Source organism: Streptomyces sp. LARHCF249 (assembly GCF_052871255.1).
This window is the reverse complement of record NZ_JBIXJQ010000017.1, coordinates 50,372-67,648: the sequence shown is the minus strand read 5'-3', so window position 1 is coordinate 67,648 and position 17,277 is coordinate 50,372. Positions and strand designations below refer to the sequence as shown.

Genomic DNA, 17,277 nt, shown 5'->3' with positions numbered 1-17,277 from the left:
GCACACGGCCATCCGTCCCTCAACACGCGATTTTCGGCGCGGTAGTTCGCCCGATCTCGTGGACCGGGGCGCTCTGCCGCCGGTCCGGCCGGTCAGATCCCGTGCTTCTTGAGGATGGCCTCGATGTCGGAGAAGTCGTCCGCCGGAGCGGCGGTCTGCGGGTTCTTGCGGGCGGCGGGCTGCGGGCGGGCGCCGGAGCCGAGCGAGGGCCCGGAGGCGGCCGGGGCGACGGCCTCCGGGGCCGGGCCCCCCTTGGCGGCCTTGGCCGGCTTCCCGGGCGCGCCGAGCCTGCGGCGCTCGATCGCGCGGGTGGTCATGAAGAGCAGCCAGGCCAGTCCCAGCACTCCGAATCCGGCCCAGACGGTCGGCTTGAAGACCATGCCGGACACCCATTCCACGACACCGGTCATCACGAGGCCGACCGGCACCAGCGCGTACGCGGCGATCCGCGTGGCGGCCAGGAAGCGCCTGCGGTAGGCGGTCAGCGCGGCGATGCCCAGGCCCGCCGCGGACACCGCGGAACAAATGGTCTCGGCGAGCATGCGGTCCTCCAGGGGTGGGCGGTCTGTCCCCCTCCATCCTGCCCCGCCCGCGGCCGTACGGGCCAGGCGCGCGGCCTTCCCGGGACGGATCTCGGGGACATCTCCGGGTCGCGTCTCCTCCGCAGGTCCCGGTCGGTGTGTGCGGGCGGGGGCTGGGAGACTGTCCACATGACCGATTCCGTGATCCTCGACGTCTGGTGCGAACTGCAGTGCCCGGACTGCCACAGCGCGCTCGACGACGTCCGCGCCCTGCGGGCCCGCTACGGCGACCGGCTGGACATCCGGCTGCGCCATTTCCCCCTGGAGAAGCACAAGCACGCCTTCGCCGCGGCGCAGGCCGCCGAGGAGGCCGTGGAGCAGGGGCAGGGCTGGCCGTACGCGGAGGCCGTGCTCGCGCGCACCGCGGAGCTGGGCGAGCGGGGCGAGCCGGTCCTGCTGGACGTGGCGCGTGAACTCGGGCTGGACGTCGAGGAGTTCGACACCGCCCTGATCGACGGGCGGCACATCCTGATCGTCGACGCCGACCAGGCCGAGGGCAAGGCGATCGGCGTCACCGGCACCCCGACCTACGTGATCGGCGGCGAGCGCCTGGACGGCGGCAAGAGCCAGGAGGGCCTGCGCACCCGCATCGAGGAGATCGCGGACCGCCTGCTCGCGTCCTAGTGCTCGGGACTAGAGCAGCTCTTTCCTGGCGTTCACGATGATGTCCCGGTACCCGAGCGACGCGTAGAGCCGGCGGGCCGCGGTGTTGTCCTCGTGGACGTGCAGGGCCAGCCGGCGGGCGCCCGCGGCGAGGGCGGCGTGCTCGGCCAGCAGCATGAGGGTCCGCCCGTGCCCCTGCCGCCGGTGCTCGGCGGCGACCTCGACGTCCCACACGTACGGGACGGGGCCGGGCCCGGGCAGGTCGCGCTCCCCCACCCACAGCGTGCCCAGGACCGCCCCGTCCGGCGCCTGCAGCACGAGGAACGCCGAGCCGGGGGTGTCCCGCCCGGCCGGCAGCAGCACGGCGTGCTCCGCGCGGGACGCGGCCAGGGCCTGCTCGGCGGTCATGCCGGGGGCGGCGAGGTGGTGGCTGTACTCCACGACGGCCTGCTCGTGCCAGGCGTCGTACTCGGCCTGGGTCATGGCGCGGCCGCGGCCGCCCGGCGGGAGAGCGGGCGGTTCGGCCGGCAGCTCCTTGACCTGGACCCGGCCGGTAACCCGGTAGCCGAGGGCCTCGGCCATCCGCAGCGCGGGCGCCGCGTCGGCGGGTACGGACACGGCGACGCCCGTGCAGCGCCAGGAGCGCAGCACCTCCTCGGCGGCGAGCGCGGCGACCGTGCCGCGCCCGCGCCGCCGGTCCGGTTCGTCGATCCTCAGGTCCCGGATCACACCGACCTCCGGCTGTGCGGCGGAGCGGGTGGCGAGTTCGAGGCTGCCGACGTGCCGGCTGTTGACCCGGACCGCGTACGTCCGTGAGCGGGTGCCGTCACTGTGCTGCTGGAGCGGCTGCGCGGGCCGCAGGGTGGTGGTCATCACCTCGTGTTGTACCTGCCCGGCGGCCCCGCGTCACCCGGGTTCACGGATCGAGGTCCGCGCCGGCCTTCGCGTCGAAGATCCGCATGGCCTCGGCGGTGACGGGGCCGGGGGCCGCGCCGAGCTCGCGGCCGTCGATCCGCAGGACCGCCTGGACGTCGCGCAGGGACGAGGTCAGGAAGACCTCCTCGGCCTGTTCCAGCGCCTCGAAGGGCAGGTCGGTCTCCTTGGCCCCGGCCCACTCGACGACCAGGGCGCGGGTGATGCCCGCCAGGCAGCCCGAGGCCACGGGCGGGGTGTGCAGCTCTCCGTCGAGCACGACGAAGACGTTGGAGCCGGTGCCCTCGCAGAGCCGTCCCACGGTGTTGGCGAGGAGCGCCTCGGAGGCCCCGGCCCGGTGGGCGGTGGCGAGGGCGACGACGTTCTCGGCGTACGAGGTGGTCTTCAGGCCGGCCACGGCGGAGCGCTCGTTGCGGACCCAGTCCACCCGGACGACGGCGGTGGTGTCGGGGCGGCGGACGGACTCCGCGACGGCGGCGACCAGCGTGGGCGCCGCGTCCCCGCGGTCGGAGCCGAGGGGCGAGACGCCGCCGGTGTAGGTCACGCGCAGCCGCCCGAACGGCGTCGGGTTGGCTTCCAGTACGGCCGCGCACGCGCGGCGCACCTCGTCCAGGTCGGGATCCGGGAGGCCGAGACCGCGCGCCGAGCGGGTCAGCCGCTCGAGGTGGCGGGTGAGCGCGAAGGCCTGTCCGCGCTCCGCCTTGAGCGTCTCGAACACGCCGTCACCCACGGTCAGCCCGTGGTCGAAGACCGACACCTTCGCGTCGTCCACGTCCCGCAGCGCTCCGTCGAGCCAGATTCTCATCCGTGCGGCTCCTCTCATCGTCCCGCTCGTCCCGTTCGTCCTGCCTGGTGCGTCCCCGACGCTACCCGCAACAGCCGGGCGGCCTTGAGTTCGGTCTCCGCCCATTCGCGGTCGGGGTCGGAGCCCCAGGTGATGCCCGCGCCGGTGCCGAACAGCAGGCGGGGGCCGCCGGGGGCCTCCCGGTCGATCCAGAAGGTGCGGATGCCGACGGCGAGTTCGGCGGTGCCCCGGTCTGCGTCGACCCAGCCGATGCCCCCGCAGTAGGGGCCGCGCGGGGCGGTCTCCAGGGCCTCGATGATCCGCAGGGCCGAGGATTTGGGCGCCCCGGTGACGGAGCCGGGCGGGAAGGCGGCGGCGAGCAGCTCGGGCCAGCCGGCGCCGTCGGCGAGTTCGCCGCTGACCGTGGAGACGAGGTGGACCAGGCCCGGGTGCTCCTCGACGGCGCACAGCTCGGGGACGGTGACGGAGCCGGTGGCGCAGACCCGGCCCAGGTCGTTGCGTACGAGGTCCACGATCATCACGTTCTCGGCGTGGTCCTTGGGGAGCAGGTCTGCGACGGTGCGGCCGGTGCCCTTGATGGGGCCGGACTCGATGCGCAGGCCGCTCCGGCGCAGGAACAGCTCCGGGGAGGCGGTGGCGATCTCGACGCCGTGGGCGGGTAGCCGAATCGTTCCTGCGTAGGGCGCGGGGTTGCCGCGCGCGAGCAGCGCGGTGAGGGCGTCGACGTCGGCAGCGGCCGGATCGGGAAGCGGCGCGGACATCACCCGGCAGAGGTTGGCCTGGTAGACCTCGCCCGCGGCGATGTGCTCGCGGATGCGGCGGACGCCGGCGACGTACGCGGCGCGGTCGAGCGAGGTGGACCACTGGTCGGCGTCGGGGCCCCGCCAGGCGCCGGGTCGCGGCGTGGGGACGGGGTCGGGGCGTATGTCTCCGAAGCGCGCGCAGACGAGCCGCCCTTCGAAATCGGCGGTCACCGCCCAGAAGCCGGTGGAGTCCAGGGCCGCGGGATCGCTGGTGACGTCTCGGAGGTCGGTCGCGAGGAGGCCGCCGAAGCGGGCCAGGGGAGGCAGGTCGTGCACGGCTGCGAGTCTATGACCGGTGACGCGACGGCGCCGGTGAGGTGACGGCGGCGTGACCGCCGGTGATCGAGCGGCAGCACGCTGCGGAAACGCGTTTTTGAGCTGGCCCCGGAATCCGCTAGAGTTCAACACGTCGCCAGGGAGCGAAGGGGCAAAACCCCGGAGCGCACACGGTGACCTGCGGACGTAGCTCAGTTGGTAGAGCACCACCTTGCCAAGGTGGATGTCGCGAGTTCGAGTCTCGTCGTCCGCTCGAAGTGGGGGATTTCTTCCCGAGAACCCCTGCAGCTCCATGGTGGAGTGGCCGAGAGGCGAGGCAACGGCCTGCAAAGCCGTCTACACGGGTTCAAATCCCGTCTCCACCTCCAAGGACGATTAGCTCAGCGGGAGAGCGCTTCCCTGACACGGAAGAGGTCACTGGTTCAATCCCAGTATCGTCCACTGATCCGCAAGGATCCCCGCGCGATTAGCTCAGCGGGAGAGCGCTTCCCTGACACGGAAGAGGTCACTGGTTCAATCCCAGTATCGCGCACGCAGCACGTGCACCACCTGCTTCACCTGCGGCTTCATGCCGTTCCCGCGCGATTAGCTCAGCGGGAGAGCGCTTCCCTGACACGGAAGAGGTCACTGGTTCAATCCCAGTATCGCGCACCATCCGGAAGCCCCGGCCGTCTCGACGGCCGGGGCTTCCGCGTTCCCCCGCGCTCCCCGGCTTTCAGGAGGAGAAGAGCATCCGGCCGAAGCCGCCCTTGCGGTGGCCGTGGTGGCCGTGGCCGCCGTGGTGGGGGGCGCCCCAGGCGGGGGCCGGTGCCGCGTGCGGGGCCGGGTAGGGGGCCGGGGGCGCGGCGGGCGGGGGGACCTGCCCGTACTGCTGGCCGGTGTACTGCGATTCCAGGCGGGTCAGCGCCTCCAGCTCGCCGTAGTCGAGGAAGATGCCGCGGCAGCCGCTGCACTGCTCGATCTGGACACCGTTGCGGTTGTAGGTGTGCATCATCGCGTGACACTTCGGACACTGCATGACCGGATCAACTCCTCGCCGTGGACGTCGCCATCGGATGCATGCCCGATGCCGGGAGACTCACCCTACGGCGGAGGCTCGGACTCCAAGTCGGCCGGGAGGGCGGCGATTCGGGCGCAGGCGTCCACCATCAGCCGCTCCTCGTCGTCGAGTCGGCGGCCGCCGTGCGCCGCCTTGGCCAGGGACAGGGCCGCCGTCTGCACGGTGAGCGCCCGGGCGGCGAGGTCGAGTTCCGGCCAGGGGTCGCTGCCGGGCGGGCCGGCCGCCGGGCCGCCGGCGGCGCGGTAGGCGTCGAGGAAGCGCAGCCAGGTGGCGGTGTCGAGGAGCCCGGCGGCGTACCAGGCGGCCGGGCGGGCCAGGTCCCAGGCGGGGAGGCCGAGACCGAGGTCGTCGACGTCGATGAGGAGCCAGGCCCCCGCCGGGGCGGGATACCGCACCAACTGCCCCAGGTGAAGGTCTCCGTGGCACAGCGCCCCGCCGGGCGGGGGCGGTTCCTCCGCGCGCGCCCAGGCGGGCAGGGACCGGGCGGCGGCCCGTACGGCGCGCGTGGCCCCGGGCTCGGCCCCCAGGGGCTCCGCCCGCGCCAGCCGGTCCAGGGCGCGGGCGAGCTTGGCCGGTCCGCGCATCGGCGGAAGGGGGACCGGGAGTACGTCGGGCGGTGTCCGGTGCAGGACCGCCAGGAGCCGGCCGGCCTCTTCCCAGGGCGCGTCCTCGGGGCGCTCCGGATCGACCGGAGCTCCGTAGGGCCACAGGGAGACGGGCCTGCCGTGTACGGCCCCGGTGCGCAGCGGCGGCAGCAGCACCCCGGCGAGGGCGCTCGCTCCGGCGATGCGCAGCCGCGCGGCGAGGGCCTCGCGGTCGCTGTCCCCGGCGTGGGCCTTGGCCACGGTGTCCCCGTGGCGTACGAGGGTGCCGTCGGGCCGGTCGGCGAGGACCTGGTACTCCCCTGGAGCGCGGCCGTCGCCCCAGGCGGCGAGGGCGGCGGGCAGGGCGCCGGGGGTCAGGGCTCGAACGGCTCGTCGCTCCACCGGAACCAGGCCTCCTCCCCGTCGACGTGCAGCAGGAACTCGGCCACCGGGCCGGCGGGCGATTCCAGGGTGAGCGCCTGCGCGATGACCCCGTACGCGGCGTCGAAGGGCTCGTCGTACTCCTCGGCGGCCATCAGCGCGAGGACCTCGTCGAACCAGGGTTTGACCTCGGCGAAGGCCGGCTCGGGCGCGAAACTGCCGTGGAGCCAGGGGAAATCGGCCCCGGTGATGGTGATGGTGCCCAGCAGGGCGTCCCGGCGCAGCAGCCGCCATGTGGTGCCTTCGGGCGTCATGGCCCTCCCCTCGTGCGGCACGAGGGTACGCGCAGGGCGGCGCGGCATGAGAGGCGGCACGAGACGCGGCACGAGAAAGGGTGCTGCCCGTCCGACTCCCCAGTCGTACGGGCAGCACCCTTCACCTGCCGTCCGTCGTCACGCCCCCGTCCCCACGGGGTGTGACAGGCCGATTCCCCGGGCCGCTCTCCCGGGTCTGTGGCGCCGCTCAGCGCCCCAGCACCGCGCCCACGGACGACGCCTGTGCCGCCACCTGCTCGAAGCCTCCGAAGAGGAAGAGCAGGAGCGCGGCCAGGGGGAGCACCATCGCAGCGGCCACCAGCGGGTGCCGCGTACCGGACTCATGGCCGTTGAACGCGAATGCCTTGCGTCCCTGCCGTGCGATGTCCGCCATGGTCCTCTCCCTGTCGTTGGCAGCGGCGGGCTTTTGACCTCGGGGGACGAGTGCGCCACCCGCCGCTTGTCTTCAACACTAGGCGCGCGGAGGGTTCCAGGCCTCATGCCCTCGTACCCATTGGCGGGCCTCCAGGAGGATGACGGGCCGCGGTCGGTGTACTCCCCTGGGTGGAGACCGCTCCCCCGGAGTCGGGGTCTTCCCGGAGGGGATCAGCGCAGGGTGGTGACTTCGCTCACTTCCGTTACTCCCTGTTCACGCGTGTCCGCCGACGGGGAACGGGCATGATCGACTCGCCGGTGCGCGGCCCCTGGGCACGGACGATCCGGGCACGGACGGCGGCGATCGCCCAACCCCCTTGCCCAGGGCCGCGATTGATCCAACGCCCCGACCGGGGGTCCGGACCCCGCCGTACGGCTGAGGACCCCTCAAGTGTGCTGCGGCGCACTGACAATCGAATCCCACGGCGAGGGCGCGGCCTCTGAGCGCACATGCCGGATGGTCCGTAAGCTGTGCCACGTCAACAGGACGACCGGTCAGCGGGGTGGACATGGCGATGATGCGGCTCCGGCGCGAGGACCCGCGTGTCGTCGGCTCGTTCAGACTGCACCGACGGCTCGGCGCCGGCGGCATGGGCGTGGTCTACCTGGGCTCCGACCGGCGCGGTCAGCGCGTCGCGCTCAAGGTCATCCGGCCGGATCTGGCCGAGGACCAGGAGTTCCGCTCCCGGTTCGCCCGCGAGGTGTCAGCGGCCCGCCGTATCCGCGGCGGGTGCACCGCACGCCTGGTGGCGGCGGATCTGGAGGCCGAGCGGCCGTGGTTCGCCACCCAGTACGTGCCCGGGCCGTCCCTGCACGACAAGGTGGCCGAGGAAGGCCCCCTGACGGCCGCGCAGATCGCCGCCGTCGGTGCCGCGCTCTCCGAGGGTCTGGTCGCCGTGCACGAGGCGGGGGTCGTCCACCGGGATCTCAAGCCCTCGAACATCCTCCTCTCCCCCAAGGGCCCGCGGATCATCGACTTCGGGATCGCCTGGGCGACCGGGGCGAGCACGCTCACCCATGTGGGAACGGCCGTCGGCTCCCCCGGCTTCCTCGCGCCCGAACAGGTGCGCGGCGCGGCCGTCACCCCGGCCACGGACGTCTTCGCCCTCGGCGCCACCCTCGCCTACGCCGCGACGGCGGACTCGCCCTTCGGGCACGGCAGTTCCGAGGTCATGCTGTACCGGGTGGTGCACGAGGAGCCCCACCTCGTCGGAGTTCCGGACGCGCTCGCGCCCCTCGTACAGGCCTGCCTGGCCAAGGATCCCGAGGAGCGGCCCAGCACGCTCCAGCTGTCGATGCGGCTCAAGGAGATCGCGGCCCGCGAGGCGCAGGGCCTGTCCGACGGACGCCCGCCGGCGCAGCGGGCCCGCGTCGAGCGGCCGTCCGGACGGCTCGCGGAGGAGTACGCCGACCAGCGCACGGAGCGTCGTACCGGTGGCGGGGCCGCGCCCCGGCCCCAGGGCGGTGCGCAGAGCGGACCGCCCTCGCGGCCCTCGTCCTCCCGCAACCCGCGCACCCCGGGCGGCCCGTCCTCCCGGCCGACGGCGGGGCGTACGGGTGGCCGCACGGGCCCCCGTACGACGGGGACGGGCCGGCGGCCTTCGCGGCCGGACCCGAAGCTGATGCGGCAGCGGCTGATCGTGTTCGTCGTGGTGACGCTGATCGTGGCCTTGGGCATCGCCGCCGCCCAGAAGTTCTGACGCGCCGGGCCCCGGGGGGCGGCCTAGGCGCCGTCGCGGCCCTGGGCCACCGCGTAGAAGGCCACCGCGGCGGCGGCGCCCACGTTCAGCGAGTCCACGCCGTGCGCCATGGGGATGCGCACCCATTCGTCGGCGGCGACCAGCGCTTGGGTGGACAGGCCGTCCCCTTCGGCGCCGAGCATCAGCGCGACCCGCTCCAGGGACTGGGGTGCGGCCACGTCGATGGGCGAGGCCTTCTGGTGCGGGGTGAGGGCCAGCAGCTTGAAGCCGGCCTCGCGGACCGAGTCCAGGCCCTTGGGCCAGGCGTCCAGGCGGGCGTAGGGGACGGAGAACACCGCACCCATGGAGACCTTCACCGAGCGGCGGTAGAGCGGGTCCGCGCAGTCGGGCGACAGCAGGACCGCCTCCATGCCGAGGGCGGCGGCGCTGCGGAAGATGGCCCCGATGTTGGTGTGGTCGTTGACCGCTTCCATGATGACCACGCGGCGGGTGGTGGCGAGGAGCTCCTCGGCCGTGGGCAGCGGCTTGCGCTGCATGGAGGCGAGGGCGCCGCGGTGCACGTGGTAGCCGGTGACGCGTTCGGCGAGCTCCGGGCTGACGGCGTAGACCGGGGCGGGGAGTTCGTCGATGACGTCGCGCATGACGTCGACCCACTTGGCGGAGAGCAGCATCGAGCGCATCTCGTACCCGGCGTCCTTGGCCCGTCTGATGACCTTCTCGCCCTCGGCGATGAAGAGGCCTTCCGCGGGCTCGCGCCTGCGCCGGAGTTCGACGTCGGTCAGGCCCGTGTAGTCGCGCAGGCGCGGGTCGTCGGGGTCCTCGACGGTGATGAGATCAGCCACAGGGTGATACTGCCTTGTCCTGGGTGCGGTGCCAACGGCCTTGGCGGTCTCCGGGAAGTGCCCCACTTCCCGGAGACCGCTTAGGCGCCGGTGGTGGGGAGGGCGCCGGGGTCGAGGACGGTGACGACCTCTCCGATGACGATGACGGCGGGCGGGCGGACCGCCTCGGCGCGGACCGTCTCACCGACCGTGGCGAGGGTGGCGTCCACCCGGCGCTGGGTGGCGGTGGTGCCCTCCTGGATCACGGCGACCGGGGTTCCGGCGGGCTTGCCGTGCCGGACCAGGGCCTCGGCGATGGAGCCGATCTTGTCGACGCCCATCAGGATGACGAGGGTGCCGGTGAGCTTGGCGAGGGAGGCCCAGTCCACGAGCGAGCGCGGATCGTCGGGGCCGACGTGGCCGCTGACCACGGTGAACTCGTGGGCCACGCCCCGGTGGGTGACGGGGATGCCGACGGCGCTGGGCACCGAGATGGAGCTGGAGATGCCGGGCACGACGGTGCAGGTGATGCCGGCCTCGGCGAGCGCCTGGAGCTCCTCCATGCCGCGGCCGAAGACGTACGGGTCCCCGCCCTTGAGGCGGACCACGGCCTTGCCTGCCTTGGCGTGCTCGATCAGGGCGTTGTTGATGGCCTCCTGGGCCATGTACCGGCCGTACGGGATCTTCGCGGCGTCGATGACCTCGACGTGCGGGGGGAGCTCCGCGAGCAGGTCGCGGGGGCCGAGGCGGTCGGCGATGACGACATCGGCCTCGGCGAGGAGGCGGCGGCCGCGCACGGTGATCAGGTCGGGGTCGCCGGGTCCGCCGCCGACGAGGGAGACGCCGGGCGTGTGGGGGCGGGCGGCCGTGAGGGAGCCGTCGCGCAGTCCCTCGACGACCGCGTCCCGGACGGCGGCGGAGCGGCGGGGGTCGTTGCCGCTGAGGACGGCGACGGTGACGCCCTCCACGCGGCCGGTGGCCGGGGTCCAGGCGGTGGCGGCCTCGGCGTCGTCGGCGCGGACGCACCAGACCCGCTCGCGCTCGGCCTCGGCGGAGGCGCGGTCGTTGGCCTCGCGGTCCCGGGTGGCGATGAGCGCGTACCAGGCACCGGCTAGGTCGCCGTCCTCGTAGCGGCGGCGCTCCCAGCGGATCTCCCCGGTCTCGGCCATGGCGTCCACGGAGGGGGTGGCGGAGGGCGAGATCAGGAGGATGTCGGCGCCGGCCGCGATGAGGGCGGGCAGGCGGCGCTGGGCGACCTGGCCGCCGCCGATGACGACGACGCGGCGGCCGGCCAGTCTGAGGCCGACGGGGTACGCGGGGTGTTCAGCCATGGCGGTGCGGCTCCTGATGCGGCGGTCGTCGTTTGTCTTGCCGCTGCGGCGTTGGAGCGGCGGGGGTACTGACGTGCGGTTATGTGGTGCGGGTCCACCATACGGCGCGGGCCGGGCGGGGGCGCGGGGCGGGCCGGGGCCCGCTGCGCGGGGGCCTCCTGCGGCTCCGCCCCGGACCCTCCCCCGGACTCCGTCCGGGGGACCCCCACGCCTCGCACTCCTGCTGGGCCGGATGTGGCTCGTGCCGTCCGCCGGGCGCGGCCGGATTGCCCGCCGGGCCGTATCAGCCGCATCCGGAGCCGGGAAGGCGGCCCGTACGGACTACTTCTCGGTGACGCCCGCCGAGTCGAACGTGGCGACCTCGTGCATCGCGCGGGCCGCGCTCTGCACCAGCGGGAGGGCAAGCAGCGCGCCGGTGCCCTCGCCGAGGCGGAGGTCCAGGTCGACCAGGGGGCGCAGGCCGAGCTTGTTCAGGGCCGCCACGTGGCCCGGCTCGGCGCTGCGGTGGCCCGCGATGCACGCCGACAGGGCCTCGGGGGCGATGGCGCGGGCCACCAGGGCGGCCGCGCCCGCGCTCACCCCGTCCAGGATGACCGGCGTACGCAGGGAGGCTCCGCCGAGGAGGAGGCCGACGATCGCCGCGTGCTCGAGGCCGCCGATGGCCGCCAGGACGCCGATCGGGTCCGCCGGGTCCGGCTGGTGGAGTTCCAGGGCGCGGCGTACGACGTCGACCTTGCGGGCGTGTGTCTCGTCGTTGATGCCGGTGCCGCGGCCGGTCACCTCGGCCGGGTCGACCCCGGTGAAGACCGAGATGAGGGCCGCGGAGACGGTGGTGTTCGCGATGCCCATCTCGCCCGTGAGCAGGGCCTTGTTGCCCGCCGCGACCAGGTCGCGGGCGGTTTCGATGCCGACCTCGATCGCCGCGACGGCTTCCTCGCGGGTCATCGCCGGGCCGACGGAGAGGTCGGCCGTGCCCGGGCGGACCTTGCGGGGCAGCAGGCCGGGGGTGGCGGGCAGGTCGCCCGCGACGCCCACGTCGATCACGCAGACCTCGGCGCCGACCTGGTTGGCGAAGGCGTTGCAGACCGCCCCGCCGCCCAGGAAGTTCGCCACCATCTGGGTGGTGACCTCCTGCGGCCACGGGGTGACGCCCTGGGCGTGCACGCCGTGGTCACCCGCGAAGATCGCGACGGCGGCGGGCTCCGGGATCGGCGGCGGGCAGACCCGGGACAGGCCGCTGAGCTGGGCCGAGATGATTTCGAGCATGCCCAGGGCCCCGGCGGGCTTGGTCATGCGCTTCTGCCGCTCCCACGCCTCGCCGAGCGCCTTCGCGTCGAGCGGGCGGATGCTGGCGACGGTCTCGGAGAGCAGGTCGTGCGGCTCCTCGCCGGGCAGCGCGCGGCGCCCGTACGTCTCCTCGTGGACGACCCAGGACAGCGGGCGGCGCTGGGACCAGCCGGCCTGCGCGAGCTCGGGCTCCTCGGGGAACTCGTCCACGTAGCCGACGCACAGGTAGGCGACGACCTCCAGGTGCTCCGGCAGGCCGAGCTCGCGGACCATCTCGCGCTCGTCGAAGAAGCTGACCCAGCCGACGCCGAGGCCTTCGGCGCGCGCGGCGAGCCAGAGGTTCTCGACGGCGAGGGCGGAGGAGTACGGGGCCATCTGCGGCTGGGTGTGCCGGCCGAGGGTGTGGCGGCCGCCGCGGGTGGGGTCGGCGGTGACGACGATGTTCACCGGGGTGTCGAGGATGGCCTCGATCTTGAGTTCCTTGAACTGCTTCGCCCGGGCCTTGGGGAGGGAGTTCGCGTAGGCCTCGCGCTGGCGCTGGGCGAGCTCGTGCATCGTCCGGCGGGTCTCGGCGGATCGGATGACGACGAAGTCCCAGGGCTGGGAGTGGCCGACGCTGGGCGCGGTGTGGGCCGCCTCCAGGACGCGGAGCAGCACCTCGTGCGGGATCGGGTCGGTGCGGAAGCCCTTGCGGATGTCGCGGCGCTCGCGCATGACGCGCAGGACGGCCTCGCGCTCGGCGTCGTCGTAGGCCGGAGCCGGGTCGCCTGCCGGGGCGCCTGCGGCGGGCTCGGCGAGTACGGGCTCGGGCTCGGTCTCGGCTTCGGCGGCCACCGGCTCGGCCTCCCCCGGAACGGGATTCGCCGGAACGGCCGGGGTCGCTGCCACGGGCTCGGCCGGGACGGGCTCGGCAGCCGCCGGCTGCGGCTCCGCCGCCATCGGCTCGGTCTGGGCCGGTACGGGGGCGGGCACCACGAGAGCGACCGGCTCGGCAGCGGCCGGCTCGGGCTGGGCCGGCTCCACCGGCTCGGGCTCGGGCGCGGCGGCCTCGACCGCCACGGGGGCCGGTACGGGCTCCGGTTCGGGCGCGGCCGCCGGTACGGCGGGCTGAACCACCGCTTCCGCGAAGGCGGGCGCGGGCACGGACTCCGGCTCGGGCTGCGGCTCGGGCGCGGCGGCCTCGACCGCCACGGGGGCCGGCACGGGCTCCGGTTCGGGCGCGGGTGCGGGCTCCGGCTCCGGGACGGCCGCCATGACCGGCTCGGGCTCCGGTACGACGACCGGCTCGGGCTGGGCTTCGGGCTCGGGGGCCGCTGCCATCGCGGGGGCCTCGACGGCCACCGGCGCCGGCTCCGGGGTCCACGGGGCGCCGGCCTGCGGCGGGATCTCGGTCAGCTGCGGCGCGGGGGCCGCCGGGAGGTCCAGGTACTCCGGACCCGTGGTCGGCGGCCCGGGCTGGTGCAGGGGGGCGGGCGCCGCGGCCGGACCCCGGTCCGCGAGGGACCGTACGACTCCGCCGGTGGCCTCGGGCACGGGCGGACCCATGTGCAGCGGGCGCCGGACCGGAGCGGCCGGGGCGGCGGCCGGAATCGGGGCGGCGGGCGGAGGGACGACGAGCCCGCCGAGGTCGAGCGCGCCGGAGTCACGGCCGCCCGTCTCGTGCGCGCCGGCGCCGTAGGAGGGGAACTCGGGGTAGGCGGCAGGCTCGTTGTAGGCCGGGGCCTGCGGGTACGAGGGCTCGGTGCCGTACGGTGCGTCGGCGTAGTGCGGCAGTTCGGCCGCGGGCTCGACGGGGAAGGCGGGGGCCTGCGGGACGACCTGCGGGTCGCTCCACGCGCCCTGGCCGCTCGGCATCAGCAGCAGTTCCTCGTCCTCCGGCTCGGCGTCCACGAGGTCCTGGAAGGCGTAGCCGGCGGGAAGCGGCGGCGGGGGCTGGACCGGAGCGGGGATGCCCTGCTGATCCACCATGCCCGCGTTGTCCGGGTGACCCTCGCCCGGGACCTGGCCGGTGTCAGTCATGCGTACCCCTCGCCCATCGGTGTTGCGTCTTCGATCGCCCGGCGCCCCACGTGAAGGACGAGCGGGGTTGCCGTGCGGCGCCCTTGCCTCACGTACGCCTGCGCGACAACCACTAAGCATTGTCGCGCCCGTTCGCCACTGTGGCGGCCATAACCGCCACGGTCCACTGTGGACTGCGCCACGTCGCGCGTCGTCCGGTGCCGTGATGCCCGAATCGTCCAGGGCAGTACGACGATCGGCCAGCCTACCCCGGCCCTGCCGTCAGCGGGTCACGGGGCGTTCGGCCGCCAGCAGGAAGACGACGGAGCGCTCTTGTTCGGTCCAGGTGCGCGTGTCCAGGCCCACGGACTGGAGCAGCGCGCACTCGACGGCGTACCCGTGTTCGGTGAGGGCGCGGCCGATGGCCTCCGCCTCGTCGCGGGTGGAGGCGTGGCTGACGATCCGTTCGGGGCGGCGGTCGGCGACCGCCGCGACGACCGCGGCTCCCCCGCCGCCGACGCGTACGACGTCGGGTTCGGGCAGGTTCTCCAGTACGTGGGGTGCGCGCCCGGCGACGACTTGGATCTGCACTCCGCGCTTGCGGGCCGCGGCGGTTACGCGTTCGCAGGCCTGCGGGTCGGCGTCGACGGCGATGACGGCGGCGCCGAGCGCGGCGGCGTCCACGGCGACGCCTCCGGAGCCCGCTCCGATGTCCCAGACGAGGTCGCCGGTGCGGGGGCCGAGCCGGGCGAGCTGTGCGGCGCGCAGCTGCGCGGACTCCCCTTCCCCCGTGTCCGCCTGGGGCCGGGCCCAGCCGCGGTCGCCGGGGCGGTTGCGGTCCGGGCTCTGGCCGAGCAGCCAGCCGGGCTCGGCGGCCAGGGCCTGTCCGGTGCCTCCGCCGCCGATGACGATGACGACGTTCGGGTCGCGCCAGGTGTGGTCGGCGGCCTTGTCGGAGGTGAGGACACTCACCTGTTCCCGGTCGGTGCCGAGTTCCTCGCAGATGACGAACGTGCGGTGGACTCCGTCGAGGAGGAGCGCGAGTTCGGCGGGGCCGGCGCCGGGCGAGGTGAGGACGGCGACCTTGCCGTGGGCGCGGATGACGTTGACGGCGCGGCGCAGGGTACGGGGGTGGGCGACCACGACCTGGGCGTCGTCCCACGGCATCCCGGCGCGGGCGAAGGCGGCGGCGACGGAGGAGACGGCCGGGACGACCTCGACCTCCAGTCCGTGCTCCGGGGCGCGCAGGGTGCGTACGACGCCGAAGAAGCCGGGGTCGCCGTCGGCGAAGACGACGGCGGTGCCGCGGTGGCCGGCGATGCGGCGGGCGGCGAGGCCGAGGCTGCCGAGACGGATGCGTTCGGCGGTGGGCGGGACCTCGGGGAGCGCGAGGTGGTGGGCGGCGCCGGCCACCAGGGTTGCGGCGGAGAGCGCGGACCGGGCGGCCGAGGTCAGGGGCGAGCCGTCCCAGCCGATCACCGTGACCCGGTCGGCCATCGTCGTCAGTCTCCTGGGGTGGGCGGGGGCGCCTTCCAGCGGTGGCTGGGGGAGCGCGAAGCTTCGTCGAGGGGGTCGGGCACGGTGAGACTACCTGGTCATCGGGTCAGCTCCCGGTCGGCGTCGTCGGCTCTGGCGGTTCTGTCGACGGAGAAGGTGTCGTAGCCGTCGTAGTCCCCGTAGCCGTCCGCGTCGTCGAGGTCCTCGGGGACCAGGCTCCAGACGATGACGTCGGTGCGGGCGTCGGTCCAGCTGCCGTCGGCGGCCTGGGTGCGCACTATCCAGGCGTTGCGCAGGACTCCCTCGCTGATGCAGCCGATCTTCTGGGCCACCTGCTGGGAGGCGGTGTTGTCGGCGGCGGTGCGCAGTTCGAGGCGTTCGAAGCCCTGGTCGCGGAAGAGCCATCGGGTGACGGCGAGGACGGACTCGCTGGCGTAGCCCTCGCCGCGGGCCCAGGGGGCGGTGACGTAGGCGACCTCGGTGGCGCGGGTGCGCCAGTTGGTGTTCCGGAGGTGGACGATGCCGACGAGGCGCTGGGTGAGGAACTCGGTGACGGCGAAGACGATGCCGCGGCCCTCGGTGCGCTCTGCGTGGGAGACGCGGGTGGCCCAGCCGTGGGCGTCGGCCCGGGTGTAGGGGTGCGGGACCGAGGTCCAGGCGGTGACGCTCTCGTCGTTCATCATCTCGGTGAGCGCGGTGACGTCCTCTTCCTCGAACGGGCGCAGCACCAGCCGGTCCGTGCTGATGGTGACGTCCGGGAAGGTGGTAGTCATGCGCAGCTCCATGCCTGAGACCGTGGTGCGGGACCGTTTGTGCGGGTCGTAGGCCACAGCATGCAGCATCGACCCGGGGAAGTGCAGGGCCGGGTTGCCCGGAAGCGGGCAGAGCTCGGCCCCGCGCGCCGACAGGAGCGTGCGGGGCCGAAATGCCTGACCGTCCGGCTCAGGAGGCCGGGGTACCGAAGGCCGGGACGACCGAGCCCTGGTACTTCTCCTCGATGAACTTCTTGACCTCGGGCGAGTTCAGGAGCGTGGCGAGCTTCTGGACCCGCGGGTCGTTCTCGTTGCCCTTCTTCACGGCGAGGAAGTTGGCGTACGGGTTGCCCTCGGCCTTCTCCAGGGCCAGGGCCTGCTCCTTGGGCTTGAGGTCGGCCTCGATGGCGTAGTTGCCGTTGATCACGGCGGCGTCGACCTGGCCGAGGGCGCGGGGCAGGGTGGCGGCCTCCAGCTCCTTGAACTTCAGGCCCTTGGCGTCGGTGATGTCGGAGAGCTTGGCGGTGGCTCCGACCCCCTGCTTGAGGGTGATCAGGTTGTGCTCGGCGAGCAGCTGGAGGGCGCGGCCCTCGTTGGTGTTGTCGTTGGGCACGGCGATGGTCTGGCCGGCCTTGATGTCGGTGAGGGCCTTGGCCGTCTTGGAGTAGAGGCCGAGCGGCTCCAGGTGCACGGTGACGACCGGCACGATGTGGGTGCCGTTCTTGGCGTTGAAGTCATCGAGGTAGGGCTTGTGCTGGAAGTAGTTCGCGCCGACCTGGCCGTCCTCGGTGGCCCTGTTGGGCAGCACGTAGTCGGTGAACTCCTTGACGTCCAGCTTCAGGCCGGCCTTGGCGGCGAGGTTGTCCTTGACGAAGTTCAGGATGTCGGCGTGCGGGGTGGGCGACGCGGCCACGACGAGCGCGGCGCTGCCGTCGGTGCTGCCGTCGGCCTTCTTGGCAGGGGCCGGGTCGGAGGAGCTGCCGCAGGCGGTCAGGCCGAGGGCGAGCACGGTGGCGGCAGCGGCGACGGCGGTGGTCTTGATGTTGTTGCGCACGAAGAGTGCCTCTTTCTTGGTGGTGCGGTCTACGCCCAAGCACGACAAGTGCGGGCTGTGCG

General features: G+C 73.9%; 16 protein-coding genes and 5 tRNA genes. 7 read left to right on the top strand and 14 right to left on the bottom strand.

Features of this window, described 5'->3' with window-relative positions; all coding sequences use genetic code 11:
• Positions 1–92: 92 nt before the first annotated feature.
• Complete coding sequence (locus ACIPUC_RS33840; RefSeq protein WP_446594207.1) at positions 93–542, bottom strand: hypothetical protein; 450 nt, start codon at positions 540–542, stop codon at positions 93–95.
• 168 nt (positions 543–710) lie between these two features.
• On the opposite strand from ACIPUC_RS33840, the gene ACIPUC_RS33835 reads away from it, so the two are divergent.
• Positions 711–1,205 (top strand): DsbA family protein, encoded by a 495-nt coding sequence (locus tag ACIPUC_RS33835; protein ID WP_446594206.1) that lies wholly within the window; start codon positions 711–713, stop codon positions 1,203–1,205.
• A gap of 9 nt (positions 1,206–1,214) precedes the next feature.
• On the opposite strand, the gene ACIPUC_RS33830 is transcribed toward ACIPUC_RS33835, so the two are convergent.
• From ACIPUC_RS33830 to ACIPUC_RS33820, 3 genes are read right to left on the bottom strand one after another with little or no spacing between them, the layout of a single operon-like run.
• Complete coding sequence (locus tag ACIPUC_RS33830) at positions 1,215–2,057, bottom strand: GNAT family N-acetyltransferase (RefSeq protein ID WP_446594205.1); 843 nt, start codon at positions 2,055–2,057, stop codon at positions 1,215–1,217.
• Between the two features lie 43 nt (positions 2,058–2,100).
• A complete protein-coding gene (locus tag ACIPUC_RS33825) occupies positions 2,101–2,922 on the bottom strand; it encodes an aminotransferase class IV (protein WP_446594204.1) in 822 nt (273 codons plus the stop codon).
• Between the two features lie 14 nt (positions 2,923–2,936).
• Complete coding sequence (locus ACIPUC_RS33820) at positions 2,937–4,001, bottom strand: chorismate-binding protein (RefSeq protein ID WP_446594203.1); 1,065 nt, start codon at positions 3,999–4,001, stop codon at positions 2,937–2,939.
• A 180-nt stretch (positions 4,002–4,181) separates the two neighbouring features.
• On the opposite strand from ACIPUC_RS33820, the gene ACIPUC_RS33815 reads away from it, so the two are divergent.
• The 5 genes from ACIPUC_RS33815 to ACIPUC_RS33795 all read left to right on the top strand — a co-directional run bounded on the left by ACIPUC_RS33815 (position 4,182) and on the right by ACIPUC_RS33795 (position 4,655).
• Positions 4,182–4,254: transfer RNA gene (locus ACIPUC_RS33815), tRNA-Gly, on the top strand.
• A gap of 41 nt (positions 4,255–4,295) precedes the next feature.
• Positions 4,296–4,369: transfer RNA gene (locus ACIPUC_RS33810), tRNA-Cys, on the top strand.
• A 1-nt stretch (position 4,370) separates the two neighbouring features.
• Positions 4,371–4,442, top strand: a tRNA-Val gene (locus tag ACIPUC_RS33805).
• 19 nt (positions 4,443–4,461) lie between these two features.
• A tRNA-Val gene (locus ACIPUC_RS33800) sits at positions 4,462–4,533 on the top strand.
• A gap of 47 nt (positions 4,534–4,580) precedes the next feature.
• Positions 4,581–4,655: transfer RNA gene (locus ACIPUC_RS33795), tRNA-Val, on the top strand.
• A 61-nt stretch (positions 4,656–4,716) separates the two neighbouring features.
• Here ACIPUC_RS33795 and ACIPUC_RS33790 read toward each other — a convergent pair.
• The 4 genes from ACIPUC_RS33790 to ACIPUC_RS33775 form a co-directional block, all read right to left on the bottom strand.
• Positions 4,717–5,019 (bottom strand): TFIIB-type zinc ribbon-containing protein, encoded by a 303-nt coding sequence (locus ACIPUC_RS33790; protein WP_446594202.1) that lies wholly within the window; start codon positions 5,017–5,019, stop codon positions 4,717–4,719.
• Positions 5,020–5,084: 65 nt separating this feature from the next.
• The gene (locus ACIPUC_RS33785; RefSeq protein ID WP_446594269.1) at positions 5,085–6,008 is read right to left on the bottom strand and encodes a phosphotransferase; all 924 of its coding nucleotides are present in this window, start codon (positions 6,006–6,008) and stop codon (positions 5,085–5,087) included.
• Positions 6,009–6,019: 11 nt separating this feature from the next.
• Positions 6,020–6,340, bottom strand: coding sequence for a hypothetical protein (locus tag ACIPUC_RS33780; protein WP_446594201.1), 321 nt, complete (start codon positions 6,338–6,340; stop codon positions 6,020–6,022).
• Between the two features lie 208 nt (positions 6,341–6,548).
• On the bottom strand, positions 6,549–6,734 hold the full coding sequence (locus ACIPUC_RS33775) for a hypothetical protein (RefSeq protein WP_446594200.1): 186 nt from the start codon (positions 6,732–6,734) through the stop codon (positions 6,549–6,551).
• Between the two features lie 550 nt (positions 6,735–7,284).
• On the opposite strand from ACIPUC_RS33775, the gene ACIPUC_RS33770 reads away from it, so the two are divergent.
• Complete coding sequence (locus tag ACIPUC_RS33770; RefSeq protein WP_446594199.1) at positions 7,285–8,475, top strand: serine/threonine-protein kinase; 1,191 nt, start codon at positions 7,285–7,287, stop codon at positions 8,473–8,475.
• Between the two features lie 23 nt (positions 8,476–8,498).
• Here ACIPUC_RS33770 and ACIPUC_RS33765 read toward each other — a convergent pair whose 3' ends face one another.
• The 6 genes from ACIPUC_RS33765 to ACIPUC_RS33740 form a co-directional block, all read right to left on the bottom strand.
• Entirely contained in the window at positions 8,499–9,317 is an 819-nt protein-coding gene (locus ACIPUC_RS33765; protein WP_446594198.1) for a TrmH family RNA methyltransferase, read from the bottom strand.
• Positions 9,318–9,397: 80 nt separating this feature from the next.
• Positions 9,398–10,627 carry a uroporphyrinogen-III C-methyltransferase gene (cobA, locus tag ACIPUC_RS33760; protein ID WP_446594197.1) on the bottom strand — a complete coding sequence of 410 codons (1,230 nt, stop codon included), beginning with the start codon at positions 10,625–10,627 and terminating at the stop codon, positions 9,398–9,400.
• Between the two features lie 321 nt (positions 10,628–10,948).
• Positions 10,949–13,933 carry a nicotinate-nucleotide--dimethylbenzimidazole phosphoribosyltransferase gene (gene cobT / locus ACIPUC_RS33755; protein WP_446594196.1) on the bottom strand — a complete coding sequence of 995 codons (2,985 nt, stop codon included), beginning with the start codon at positions 13,931–13,933 and terminating at the stop codon, positions 10,949–10,951.
• A 261-nt stretch (positions 13,934–14,194) separates the two neighbouring features.
• Positions 14,195–15,409 (bottom strand): precorrin-6y C5,15-methyltransferase (decarboxylating) subunit CbiE, encoded by a 1,215-nt coding sequence (gene cbiE, locus ACIPUC_RS33750; protein ID WP_446594195.1) that lies wholly within the window; start codon positions 15,407–15,409, stop codon positions 14,195–14,197.
• Positions 15,410–15,507: 98 nt separating this feature from the next.
• The gene (locus tag ACIPUC_RS33745; RefSeq protein WP_446594194.1) at positions 15,508–16,182 is read right to left on the bottom strand and encodes a GNAT family N-acetyltransferase; all 675 of its coding nucleotides are present in this window, start codon (positions 16,180–16,182) and stop codon (positions 15,508–15,510) included.
• A 169-nt stretch (positions 16,183–16,351) separates the two neighbouring features.
• Entirely contained in the window at positions 16,352–17,215 is an 864-nt protein-coding gene (locus ACIPUC_RS33740) for a MetQ/NlpA family ABC transporter substrate-binding protein (RefSeq protein WP_446594193.1), read from the bottom strand.
• Positions 17,216–17,277 lie beyond the last annotated feature (62 nt).